Origin of the sequence: Microcoleus sp. OTE_8_concoct_300 (assembly GCF_031383065.1) — a bacterium.
In the GTDB taxonomy this organism is placed as follows: Bacteria; Cyanobacteriota; Cyanobacteriia; order Cyanobacteriales; family Microcoleaceae; genus Microcoleus.
Genome location: NZ_JANMZH010000187.1, coordinates 1 through 12,303, shown reverse-complemented (window position 1 = coordinate 12,303; position 12,303 = coordinate 1). Strand labels below are relative to the sequence as shown.

The following is a 12,303-nucleotide window of genomic DNA, read 5'->3' as shown; positions in this document are numbered from 1 at the left end:
AAAATAAGGTGTAAAGGTCTATATTGCATTGTGCCGTAGAGGGTTTAGTTATTTTTCTCATTGTCCGATACCTAGAAAGTAGACGACCTATATTTATCAATTCACTGTTTGGTTATTTTGTCAATGCGTAAGTCCTAGTCTAGTCAATCGAGGTCGATCGATCGCGCAGCAAGGCAATGTGGGCCTAGCCATCGCGACGTTCCAACAGGCCCAGAAATTATCGCCCAGGATTGAGGTGCCAGCAGAGGACGAGGTTAAACGGTGGGCTGGTGAAGGTTTGATCGAACAAGGGGAAAACCTAGTCCAAGAGGGTGAAGTTCAGAAAGCAGTGGATGCCTTCGAGAAAGCAAAGCAGTTGGACCCAACCTGGAAGATCCCTCCAGAGTCTTGGCATACGCTGTGTAAGTACGGTATGTACAAAGAGGCAAAGACCGTGATCTCGGCGTGCGATACGGCGGTGGCACTTGCACCGGGCAATGCCGACGTTCGAGATAGTCGTGGGGTAGCCCGGGCGCTGACGGGGGATAGGGCAGGGGCGATCGCAGATTTTCAAGCGGCTATCAAGGGCACGGATTCGGCAGAGATCAAAAAACAGCGGCAAGGCTGGATTGATAAGCTGAAAAAGCGTGAGAAGCCGTTTACGGAGGAGGAGCTCGCTAACTTGTTGCTATGAGTTCAGGGGGAACAGTTATCAGTTATCAGTCAACTGTGAATTGAATGGTTGTTAGACTGAATGCTCGATCGCATTGTTAGGATTGAGATCGCCACTCAACCTCATTTTCAAGACCTAATAGCTAGGTTGCCGATCGAGCTATTTTTCCATGTAGCGTTGTATTTTTTTCATGCAAGAATCTTTCTCGATCGAATTTTCCAACGGCCTGACGGCAAAAGCTCTCTATTCTCAAGCCAATGCCGACCTGACGTTAACTCTACAGCAACTGGGACTCTCTAGTCCGCGTCCAGTCATCGTGGTCGTTGGCGGTGCCAGTAAACTCAGCCCCGTCGATCGCCAACGGCTGCGATCGCTCTTTCTCACGGTTCTGGCTGCCCTCGCGGAGTCTTTAAATGCCTGTGTGGTCGATGGCGGGACTGATGCTGGGGTAATGCAAATGATGGGGGAGGCGCGATCGCAAATGGGTGGAACTTTTCCCCTGATTGGGGTTACCTGCGTGGGTTTGGCAACATTACCGAACCAGCCACCTCCTGCAGAAGATGCCTGTGGCTTAGAACCCTATCACACCCATTTTATCCTGGTTCCGGGTTCGCAATGGGGGGATGAGTCTGCGTGGATGGCGCAAATCGGCAGTGTCCTATCGGGTGGTTTGCCCTCTGTCACCATTTTAATCAATGGGGGCGAAATTACCTGGAAGGATGCAGCCCAGAGCGTGGAAGCACAGCGCCCGATCGTTGCGATCGCAGGCAGTGGCAGGACCGCGGATATTTTGGTGGCGGCGTTGAAGGGGACGGTGAAAGACGAACGGGCCTCGGCACTGGTGGATTCGGGCCTGCTACAAGCGGTGGATCTGGATAACCCTAAGGCGTTAGACCGCGTTCTCAAGCAAATTGTAGCAACTGGTAGTGGTGTCTCAAGCTTAAACCTGTAGGGTGTTTTGAGTAAAGCGAAACGGACCAGCCTGAGAGTGTGTTGAAACTCAGGGTCTTAATTAGAGGATTAGAGGCGCGATCGGAGTTTATCTAGATAATGTGAGTTTTTGAATTCATCGGCGGTAATTAACTTTTATTCGGCGTCTGCATCTAGCACTACTGGCAGATTTGGAATTTGTAACCGCAGATGCAAGCAGATAAACGCAGATAAACGCAGATAAATAGAGATATAATTGATATTATTGATATTTATGAAAATCTATGACTCAAGCTTTACCTAAGGTCGTAAACTTCGAGGAATTTGTGGATTTGCTGCCTGAAAATTCGGCGGTACGCTACGAATTGCATAATGCAGATATTGTTGAAATAATACAACCTGTAGGCGAGCATCAAGAAGTTACAGGCTTTCTTACAATCAAAATTGCTGTTGAAATCAAAGGTCTGGGATTGTCCTACGGTATCCCCAACCAAGTTATAGTTAGACCTCCTGAAAAAGATTCTGGTTATTTCCCTGATGTGTTGGTGCTAAATCGTGCAAATCTAGCGAACGAAACATTGTGGCAAAAACAATCTATCCTCTGTTTGGGTGCATCGATACCTTTGGTAATTGAGGTTGTGTCAACCAATTGGCGCGATGATTACTATTTGAAATATGCTGATTATGAGGAGATGGGTATCCCTGAATATTGGATTGTGGATTATGCTGCTTTGGGTGGACGTAATTTTATTGGCAATCCTAAACAACCGACTATTTCTGTGTGTAACTTGGTTGATGGTGAATATCAAGTCCTTAAGTTTCGAGAGAACGATCGGATTGTGTCGCAAACTTTTCCTGATTTGAATCTGACTGCAAATCAGATTTTTGGAGCTGGTTTAGTGTAAGGTGATATCTGGTAGATTTGGATTTTTTAACCGCAGATGCACGCAGATAAACGCAGATGTGTACACAGGAATTACTTATCAATAGCAAAGAAACCGGGTTTTTGACTGTTTCTGCGGGTGTAACGAAGTATTTTTGCAAAAAAACCCGGTTTCTGACTACTCGTGCGTAAGCCTTATAAACGTAAAATATCGTTTACGGTTGTTTCTGAATGATTAAACCGCAGAGAACACAGAGGACACAGAGTCGGAGATTGAGAGAGATGATTAATTTCAATGTCATACCAATTTAATGTGAAGTTGCACATATCTCGATCCCCCTAAATCCTCCTTAATACGGGGGACGAAAGATCGGAATCTTGTCCCCCCCTCCGGCGGGGGGCTAGGGGGGATCGGATTCTACGGGGCCTCATAAAAAATTGGTATCAATGGATTTGAGATCGGAACATTTGTCATAGCAATCCGCGATAGCGAATAAACACCAACATCACCGCCCACGATCCTAATGCTACTTTGACTGCAACCAGAATATTGAGTAAGGGGAGAATGCCACCGCTGAAAAGTGTGCCTAACTCTCCGTGCGGTAACTCATATCCTGACAGAGTGATAACGGACAATACAATGAAAATAAGTACGGAAACCTTCTCCCAAGTCGCGGCGTGCCAGCGCTTGTAGATTTCTTGCATCCACTGCGGTGATGAGGTAATCGCCACCAAGCCGATCGCAGTTCCGCCCGCTACACCCGCCGCAAAACCACCGCCTGGACTTAAATGCCCGCGAATTGCTAGTTCGATACCTACCAAGGCGGCAATCGTTGCTCCCAATCGCGCCAAAATAATCGATGGTTGATCGGTAAACTGATATATGGCGCAGGACGGCTTTTCATTGGCTAGCATAAAACTTGCACCCAAGATGGCGATCGTAAATACCACGACTTCAAAGATCGTGTCGTACAGCCGATTTCGCAAAATGATACCGGAAACCGCATTGGGTACTCCACTATCTTGAACAACCAATTCGACGATCGAACTTTGCTGCGATAAGTCCATTGTTGGATTGGCGATTAGCAGCATTTTGACAAACAGCGCTATCCCTGATAAAAAGTAAACCCACTTCATCAATGTTTGTCCTCTGCGTCTGGTGTATTTACATAGGTTAGGGTTGTCCCCGGTGATGAAAGTTCGGTTTGCATGATGTCGTAGACACGCCGAACTCTGATTGCGGTGTTATAAAGTTGCGCTTCGCCGCTGTGTTCTAGTTGGTCTTGTGGCGCACAAGCTGCATGAACTTCTTTTTCCATCAGCGCCCGCTGCAATGCCTGTGTAGTCGCATAGGGAACGAGTTCCAGGCGCATATGGCGTTTCTCAAAAACTGTGCGGATGTCATCTATCAGTTGCTTAAAATGACCTGCGGTTTTGTCGTTTGGTATGGCATCGCCCTCTGTCCCCTCTTCGATTACACCCAGACGCAGCACGAGGGATGAACGCACCGTCACTGCATAAAGTGTAATCGCGAGCAGGGTGCCCATCAAGGCTTCGGTCAAGCCCACATCCCCCGCGCCTAAAATTGTATACACCAAGGCGGCGATCGCTCCCAATACCCCCCGCAGTAGCAATGCGTGGTATGGATTGACCTGAAACACCACCATACCAGCAGCTAACGGTAGCAGAGCGACGAGGACATAAATGTAGCTATTATCGTTCATAGTCACTCCCTGTTTTGGAACAATAGGCCAACACATATCCCAGCATTGTGTTCCAGATTGCTAAGCAAATGATCGCCAGAATCAGCAGGGGCCATTTATTGGGTATTTTCAGCAGCAATCCGACGACGATCAACATTGACCCAAGCGTATCTGCTACCGAAAGACTGTGCAGTTTATACAAAACCGATCGCTTCCCAAGTAGGTAAGAAGTACCCCAAAACCAGAAAAAAAGCCCTATACCGATGCAGGTATAGCTCAATACATCTATTACGATCATGCTTCAGTGATACGTTTGATTATTTGTGCCAACAACATCAATCCAGCATTACCCACACTGAGGATAATCGCGGCCACCACACCGATCATCCAATCATCGCGCCAGACGGATATGACGAGAGCGATGATTGCGGCCTTGGTCGAAATACTGGCAAACGCCAACATTGTCTGCCAGATATCATGATCTTTCCATACCTCGTACATGGGTATGAGCAGAGCCAAAATCATCAAAATTAAAATCAAGTTGTTCAAGTTGTTCAATTGTGTGCACTCCTGATTTTTCTTACTTAATATCGGGGCGGGCTAGAAGCCCAACCCCCTACACCCCACAAGAAACTCTTGAGAATAGTGCAACTTAATAGACCTCTGCCCTAATTGTTGTGGAACAGGCATCCTGCCTGTTCTTGACGGGCTGTTTCGCGGGTGGGGGCGGGTTTATTTAACCTGTCTGCAATCTTTAAAGCTATTGGTGAACCCGCCCCTACAGATTCTTGAGAATGATCCAATATCGAGCGTGTAAATAAACTCGGGTATGTCACAAAATGTAAAGTATCGTAACCCCTGCGATAGAGCACTTTTACTAACTGCGGACATACTTACGTATTTTATCGCCGATCTACTTATTTATTTCTCCCTTCTCTGCGTTCTCTGCGTTCTCTGCGGTTAAATAATTCCGAAAAAACTTCAGCTAATTACTCGAAGTCCGCCGCACTCGGTGTACTTCGTAAAAACCCTCTTCGTGATATTTCACGACAATCGTCTTCGGAGTAAAAGTGATCAGCAAGACATCTAGGAAGATCAGCAGGGGCGATCGATGGTTGGGAACTTTTTCCATGATCACATCTTCGTGTCTATGGGGGCGGAAGATGAGTTCAAAAGCTTCCAGATAAGCTATCGGAATCGCCATCAAGATTTTACCCAACACCCCCAACCATTCCCTCAAAGGTTCCGGGGGTGCGTAGCTGCGGGGCAACAGGGCAGCAATGATGATGCCGATCGCAATATTTGCCAAACTAAAATCCGCAGTAAGTAGAAACCATATCGTCAGTCTTAATATTAGCTGTCCAATCATGTTGACAATGCCATCCAGAATAGTAGGAGCGAAATCAAGCTCATAAAACCGACCAAATGATCGAATTGTTCAAGCATACGTGGCAGTTTGATTGCCGTGCGTTGAAAAATTAGAAAATAGGCTAACCAACCAACACCGATGGTGCCGATCGCCTTAAGCATATTTTCCAGCGTATACGCCTGAAAATAAAAAGCATTGGCTGCAATCAGTCCACCTAGTAACAGCAACACCGCAGGCCAAAAACCGGGTTTTGCTGCTGTTTGTCCGCCACGGGGTAGAAAGATGAATTTAGCAAAAGAGATTGCGGTTCCGACTGCTGCGACATTCATCGCGATCGCTTGCCAGGGTTCCAAATTCTTCAGCGTCAATACCTTTGCCCCAAAGCCCACCAACAAGGGAAAGCCAGAGATTGATAAGCTAGCTATGACTAAGGCAATCCAGATGTTGGTATCGAGCGGCTTCTGTTTCAATTCTTTCAGATTACGACTCGGTAACGATCCTGCAATCAGAAACAGCGACGATTTGACCAAACCGTGTGCCAGCGCATAAAACCCACCCACGGACGGTGCAGCGAGGATAAAGCCCAACTGCGAAACCGTGTGAAAAGCCAACATCCGTTTGCTATCTTTTTCTAAAACGGCATAGAACACGCCCAGCAGCGCCGTCCCGATGCCAAAGATTTGGACGATGGGTGCCACCTCATCCACCATCAGCGCACAGCGCACGAGGGGATATACCCCCGCTTTGACCACAATCCCTGACAGCAAAGCCGACACTGGCGTTTCTGCTTCCGAGTGAGTTAACGGTAGCCATAACCCCGATACAAACACACCTCCCTTAACCAAGAGTCCCATAAAGATCAGAGCGATCGCCTCTGGGGGCGCTGCACCCAAGCCGGCAAAACTAAACGAATTACTTGCCTTATAAACCAGCACGGCACCGACTAGATAAAACAGCATTGCCGTGTTGCTAATAAATAGATAGCGCAAAGCCACCCAAATCGATCGATCGGTGCGAGGATAGGCAATCAAGAGAAACGCCGCAATGCCGCTGACTTCTAACCCCACATATAAACTGATAAAGTCCGTAGAGGCAAAGGCCGCATTCAGGCTGCCGTGTACCATCAGAATCTGTGCATAAAAAAATGCCGTCTTATCTGTGGGCCAACAGTAGATAATCACCGCTGCTGTGACTAAGGCATTGGTTAAGATGAAATAGCCGCTCAAGCGATCGACTAACAACGTGACACTGAAATTATCCAGTAACTCCAGCGTCACCGCTGACGGCATAACAAAAAGCTGGAACGCATAGGCAGCCGACGCGATCGCTCCGAATATTGCGAGATACTTGTCAAACTTCGGAATCAAATAAATACTAAACCCGACAAAAAACGGGAGTCCAATCCAGGCTAGCGTCAGGGTATTCATGGGGTATTATTCATCTCGATTTCGTTACTTTCTAATGTCGGATTATCTCGTGCCAGCTTCATCACACTGACCAGCATTAAAGCCTGAATCGAAAAGCCGATCACGATCGCCGTTAAGATCACCGCCTGGGGAACCGGATCGGCGTAAGCGACATTTTTCCCCTTTGAAATAATGGGTGTCAGCAAGCCTTCTCGCGATGCCACCACCACGTAATAGGCTATAACCCCTGTACTCATGACATCCATACAGACGATTTTCATGATCAGGTTCTTTTTAAAGATGATACCAAAAAATCCGCAAAATACTGTTGCCAATACCAATCCTTCTAACATGGAAATTGCGTGTTGGATAAGGGGTTTTGGTTATTATATTGGAATTAATGTATATTATTTCTAATGGGACTCAGAAATTTTCTAGCCCCTAAAAGACCTGAAACGCAGTCTAGGTAAGGGAAAGAGTTTGTTGACTGTTGACTGTTGACTGTTGACTGTTGACTGTTGACTGTCAGTCGAAAAACTGAATGATGGTTGAGTGTTGAGTGTTGACTCGATTTTACGTCCGGCGATGAAGCGCGGATTTGATATCAGAGGTGAAACCCTTGTCAGTTTGGGACTGAACCCAATTCAATCTCAAACCCTTTACCTGTACCCGTTTGCAGCCATTTTGAAGTGATTTTTGTCTAAGTCGCGTTAGCGAATCTGTGACCGACAAGGAAGTCCGATCGTCCATCTTTCCCCGGTTTCAGACCACTCGTGCGTCCAGGAGTGTTCAATTTAACGGGGGCGAACGTCACAAACTTCAATCATTCCGCAAAGCTGCGATCGGATCTAAGCGAGCCGCATTCCGAGCCGGCAATACTCCAGCTAATAAGCCTACAGTAAAGGATAGCCCAAAACCCGCCGCGATCGACCATACAGAAACCACAAACGGAAATTTGAATGCTGTCGAGGCCCCAAAGGCGATCGCAACTCCCAACCCAATACCCGCCGTTCCCCCCACCGTGGAAACTAAAATAGATTCCGCCATAAATTGAATTAGAATTGCTGCATTAGTAGCGCCTACCGCTTTGCGAATCCCGATTTCCTTAGTGCGTTCCACAACAGACACCAACATAATATTAGCAATACCGATGCCGCCAACCACCAAAGAAATTCCGGCGATCGCTCCCACCATAACAGTAAATAAACCTATCACATTGCTGAAAGTATTAACTATTTCAGCTTGATTTACAACTCGAAAATCATCCGGTTGTGGCGGATAAATATTGTGGCGCAAGCGCATGATATTTTCCACTTGAAATTGAGCATCCGCTAAATCCGCTTCGCCCGCAGTTTCCAACCAAAAGCCTGATATCGCAATCCCTGCTAAAGAATTTCTCCCCACAATCCGCGCCGACATATTTTTGAGGGGAATATACACTCGATCGTCCTGATCGGTTCCCCCTACAGACCCCTTGGTTTCCATCACTCCTATGACCTTGTAGCGGTTTCCCTGAATGCGAATATCGGAGGATAGCGCATTAACTCCGGCTCCAAAAAGTTCGTCCCGCACCTTAGAACCGAGGACAACTACTGGCTCAGCAGCATTCAATTCATCCTCGTTAAAAAACCGTCCTTCTTGGGGTTGAATGTTCTTCACATCGGGATAATTTAAATCCGTTCCCAAAATAGCAGTAAATGAATTTTGTCCGCCATAAACCACTTGCACTTGGCGCTGCAAATAAGCCGAAATTGCCTTGACAGCAGGAGCTTGTTTGCCGATCGCCCTAGCGTCATCCCAAGTAAGGGTAGTAGCAGAACCGCTTCCCTGACTGACACCGCCCGATCGCGAAGCACCAGATAAAACCAACAGCACATTTGTACCCAAAGCCTTTAACTGTTCTTCAGTTGATTTTTGTACACCCTGTCCCACCGAAGTAATGGCAATTACCGAAGATATGCCAATAATTACGCCCAGCATAGTTAAACTGGTACGCAACTTATTATTCCACAGCGCCTCTGTCGCCATGAACGCGATTTGAACGTTCGAGATTTTCTTAATATCGGGGCGAGTTTGTAATTTCATTAGGTAGTTGGGAAGAGGTAATAGGTAATGCCTAAGTGGTGAGGATTAAGATTTTTTTTAACCGCAGAGAGCGCAGAGAACACAGAGGGAGAGAAGAAAGAGATCGAGAATTCTGATACCAATGGATTTGATATGACTCACACTCAATAATTAATCCGTGTATCCGTGTCAAAATCCGTGTAGTGCTTTTGTACCCTGAGCGAAGTCGAAGGGCTTCCTTCCCACTAACGCAAGCGAGTGCCGCCACCCGGTTGCAAACCCGGAATTCCACCCGAAGATGGATTTTGGGATCTAGGCCGCAATCCGGGGGGTAAACTAAGCAGCACTTTTTCATTTCCTTTCAAACCCGATCGCACTTCCGTCTTATCATCCACCGTCACACCAGTCTTAATCGGCATAAAAGCAGGTTTACCATCTTCTCCACCCGGAACATAAACCCCCGTTTCCCTTTGTTGGCGGACAATTGCCGCAGTCGGAACTACCAAAACATTTTTAAGTTCACCGGCCTTAAACTCAACATTCACATTCATGCCCGATCGCAGTATTTGTTTATCATCATTAATAATTGCCGCTTTAACCTCAAAACTTGTCACATTTTGCTGGACGATCGACTGAGGCGAAATTTGACTGATTTTACCTACAAAAGTCTTTCCCGCAAAAGCATCGGCTTGAATAGATGCAGCCTGGCCCATCCGAATCTGAGAAATATTAGTTTCTGCTACGTTTGCTACTAATTGATTTTTTGAAGCTAAGGACAAAATCGAAGAAGAAGTCGCGGAAGAAACCGCACTACCTGCCGTAGTGGGAGTCACAAAAGCGCCCGGATCGGCGTACTTGCGGGTAACAGTGCCGGTGAAAGGAGCCCGTAGCACAGTGTCGTCAATCAGCGCTTGAACGCTTTGCAGGCTGCCTCTAGCGGCGAGAACTTGAGCGCGGGCTTGGGCGATGTCTTCGGGGCGGGAACCGGCTTCTAGCAGCGCTAAAGCTTGCTGTTTTTGCTCGACGGCGGCCTGCCCCGCAGCGATGTCTTCCGGCCGTGCCCCCGATCGCGCCAGGGCCAAAGCTTGCCGTTTTTGCTCCACAGCAGCCCGCCCTGCTGCGATGTCTTCCGGGCGTGCGCCCGATCGCGCCAGGGTCAAAGCTTGCCGTTTTTGCTCGACTGCAGCCCGCGCCGCAGCGATTTCTTCAGGGCGAGTACCCGATCGCAGCAAAGCTACAGCTTGTTCGGCTTGCCTGACTTGCGTTTGAGCTCGATCGCGCGCGGTGCGGGAGTTGTTCACAACTTGCAAAGCAATCGCTCCGGCATTATAGAGTTCCTGATTTCTCTGAAAGTCTTCCTCCGCTTGGTTTTTGGCGTATTCGGCATCTCTGAGTTTGGCGATCGCTTGGGCGATGTCTTCAGGCCGATTGCCCTTGAGCAATTTTTGTAAATTTGCCTGTTGTTCAGCTAGTTGTGCCTGGGCTACGGCAATATCCTGGCTGCGATTGCCGTTGAGCAATTTTTGCAAAGTTGCCTGTTGTTCAGATAGTTGTGCCTCAGCTACAGCAATGTCTTGGGTTCGATTGCCGTTGAGCAATTTTTCCAGACTTGCCTGTTGTTCTGCTAACACTGCCTTAGCCGCAGCAATGTCTTGGGTTCGAGTGCCGTTGAGCAATTTTTGCAGGTTTGCTTCTGCGGCTGCGAGTTGTCCGCGAGTTTGGGTAAGTTGCCCTTGGAGGTTGGAGTCGTCCATGTAGGCGAGAATCTGTCCTTTTTCAACCCTATCTCCTTCCTTGACAAGCAAACTTTTGAGCATTCCTGAAGTTTTGGGGCTGACGTTAACGGAACGTTCGGGCACAATTGTGCCGTTTGCCGAAATTGTAATCGGCAGGTTCACCCTTTCGACAGCAACGGTTTTTGCCCTGCGTCTGGTTTCGCGGCTGGATTTGACTGTGAGTTGGCTGTAAGCTGTGTAGCCGACTCCTGCAAGCAGGGAAGCGGCGAGGAGTCCGCCCAGCCACGGAGTCAGCTCTTTTTTAATCTGAAAGTGCTTTATGAAGTACATATCAATTAGACCTGATGGGTCTGTCTTGAATTTAGACCGATCGGGAACAGAAAAGGTTCAAGAGAAGTCTGATTATGTTTTTTCGGTTGTGCCGTTATGTGCAGGTATCTTCGGATAATTTTCGATAATCAGGGCATCAGCTACGATTAATTTAGAATCTCGATCGATGAGGAACGCAGAAATGAGGATTCACTTAGACTTGCCGCTGGAGTTAGAAAGTCAACTGTCTACTGAAGCTTTGCGGCTAAACCTGCCTTTATCTGAGTACATCCTACGTGTTTTATCGATCGGACAAGTTCTGAGCAACCCACCTAAAACTGGAGCAGAACTTGTTGCTTATTGGCAAAGCGAAGGAGTCATCAACTTACGACCTGATATCAGCGATAGTCAAGTATATGCTCGAAACCTGCGCCATCAGGCCGAAACACGGACACAGACATAATAAAGGCTATGTACCTTTTAGACACTAATGTTTTAATTGATATTCAACGGGGTCATGCACCTGCAATTGCTTGGTTTTCTAGTCTTTCAGATATACCTAGTGTTCCCGGTTTTGTTGTCATGGAGCTAATCCAACACTCTCAGAATATGCAGCAAGTACGCACAAGCACTTCAATTGGTTGCACCATTACCCATAATTTGGGCAACCGAAGCTGATTGTGCTTGTGCGTTGTCAAATTTCACAACTTATTATCAAACAGTCTGGGATTGCTTGATGCTTTGATTGCTTCTTGTGCTGTGGGACGAGGTTTAACGCTCTCCACATTTAACGTTAAACATTACCGATTAGTCCCAAATCTTTTGACTGCAAAGCCTTATGCACGTTAATCGAATATCGCAGGTTTGGAATCGGTTTTCTCGGTTCTGGAATAACGGTAGTAGTCGGGACATCACAGTAAGTTTCCGCCTAATCATAATTTAGCTCCGTAAACCGAAAGAATATAGCCTTTCTTACCCAAGTGAGGTACACTTGATCCCTTGATTGTCAAGCTTTTTAGCTTCAAGGATGTACCTCACCTGACCAAGAACCGCTATAGGTGCAACAAAAGTTATTAATAACAAGTGAAATGTATTACTTTTGTTGGTAGAGTTATAGGACTTACGCATTGACAAAATAACCAAACAGTGAATTGATAAATATAGGTCGTCTACTTTCTAGGTATCGGACAATGAGAAAAATAACTAAACCCTCTACGGCACAATGCAATATAGACCTTTACACCTTATTTT

General features: G+C 47.0%; 13 protein-coding genes. 4 read left to right on the top strand and 9 right to left on the bottom strand.

Annotation, left to right across the window (positions count from 1 at the left end; genetic code table 11):
• The first annotated feature begins 235 nt into the window (after positions 1 to 235).
• The 3 genes from ACUVJL_RS09250 to ACUVJL_RS09240 all read left to right on the top strand — a co-directional run bounded on the left by ACUVJL_RS09250 (position 236) and on the right by ACUVJL_RS09240 (position 2,487).
• Entirely contained in the window at positions 236 to 673 is a 438-nt protein-coding gene (locus ACUVJL_RS09250) for a hypothetical protein (protein WP_445245571.1), read from the top strand.
• 169 nt (positions 674 to 842) lie between these two features.
• A complete protein-coding gene (locus ACUVJL_RS09245) occupies positions 843 to 1,604 on the top strand; it encodes a hypothetical protein (protein ID WP_445245570.1) in 762 nt (253 codons plus the stop codon).
• A 262-nt stretch (positions 1,605 to 1,866) separates the two neighbouring features.
• Positions 1,867 to 2,487 carry a Uma2 family endonuclease gene (locus tag ACUVJL_RS09240; RefSeq protein WP_445245569.1) on the top strand — a complete coding sequence of 207 codons (621 nt, stop codon included), beginning with the start codon at positions 1,867 to 1,869 and terminating at the stop codon, positions 2,485 to 2,487.
• Between the two features lie 449 nt (positions 2,488 to 2,936).
• Here the strand turns inward: ACUVJL_RS09240 and ACUVJL_RS09235 are convergent, their stop codons facing one another.
• From ACUVJL_RS09235 to ACUVJL_RS09195, 9 genes are all read right to left on the bottom strand, one after another.
• Positions 2,937 to 3,602, bottom strand: a complete 666-nt coding sequence (locus ACUVJL_RS09235; RefSeq protein ID WP_445245568.1) for a Na(+)/H(+) antiporter subunit B — start codon at positions 3,600 to 3,602, stop codon at positions 2,937 to 2,939.
• The gene (locus tag ACUVJL_RS09230; RefSeq protein WP_445245567.1) at positions 3,602 to 4,189 is read right to left on the bottom strand and encodes a DUF4040 domain-containing protein; all 588 of its coding nucleotides are present in this window, start codon (positions 4,187 to 4,189) and stop codon (positions 3,602 to 3,604) included. Before ACUVJL_RS09230 ends, ACUVJL_RS09235 begins: the two co-directional genes overlap by 1 nt.
• Positions 4,179 to 4,466, bottom strand: coding sequence for a monovalent cation/H(+) antiporter subunit G (locus ACUVJL_RS09225; protein WP_445245566.1), 288 nt, complete (start codon positions 4,464 to 4,466; stop codon positions 4,179 to 4,181). The genes ACUVJL_RS09230 and ACUVJL_RS09225 overlap by 11 nt, the downstream gene beginning before the upstream one ends.
• A complete protein-coding gene (locus ACUVJL_RS09220) occupies positions 4,463 to 4,693 on the bottom strand; it encodes a hypothetical protein (protein ID WP_190739580.1) in 231 nt (76 codons plus the stop codon). Before ACUVJL_RS09220 ends, ACUVJL_RS09225 begins: the two co-directional genes overlap by 4 nt.
• 460 nt (positions 4,694 to 5,153) lie before the next feature.
• A complete protein-coding gene (locus ACUVJL_RS09215; RefSeq protein ID WP_445245565.1) occupies positions 5,154 to 5,537 on the bottom strand; it encodes a Na+/H+ antiporter subunit E in 384 nt (127 codons plus the stop codon).
• Complete coding sequence (locus ACUVJL_RS09210) at positions 5,534 to 6,964, bottom strand: cation:proton antiporter (RefSeq protein WP_445245564.1); 1,431 nt, start codon at positions 6,962 to 6,964, stop codon at positions 5,534 to 5,536. The genes ACUVJL_RS09215 and ACUVJL_RS09210 overlap by 4 nt, the downstream gene beginning before the upstream one ends.
• Positions 6,961 to 7,296, bottom strand: coding sequence for a cation:proton antiporter subunit C (locus tag ACUVJL_RS09205; RefSeq protein ID WP_333389918.1), 336 nt, complete (start codon positions 7,294 to 7,296; stop codon positions 6,961 to 6,963). Before ACUVJL_RS09205 ends, ACUVJL_RS09210 begins: the two co-directional genes overlap by 4 nt.
• A 466-nt stretch (positions 7,297 to 7,762) precedes the next feature.
• A complete protein-coding gene (locus ACUVJL_RS09200; RefSeq protein ID WP_445245563.1) occupies positions 7,763 to 9,028 on the bottom strand; it encodes an ABC transporter permease in 1,266 nt (421 codons plus the stop codon).
• 224 nt (positions 9,029 to 9,252) lie between these two features.
• Complete coding sequence (locus ACUVJL_RS09195) at positions 9,253 to 11,073, bottom strand: efflux RND transporter periplasmic adaptor subunit (protein WP_445245562.1); 1,821 nt, start codon at positions 11,071 to 11,073, stop codon at positions 9,253 to 9,255.
• A gap of 181 nt (positions 11,074 to 11,254) precedes the next feature.
• Between ACUVJL_RS09195 and ACUVJL_RS09190 the strand changes: the two genes are divergently transcribed.
• Positions 11,255 to 11,515 (top strand): hypothetical protein, encoded by a 261-nt coding sequence (locus ACUVJL_RS09190; RefSeq protein ID WP_445245561.1) that lies wholly within the window; start codon positions 11,255 to 11,257, stop codon positions 11,513 to 11,515.
• Positions 11,516 to 12,303 lie beyond the last annotated feature (788 nt).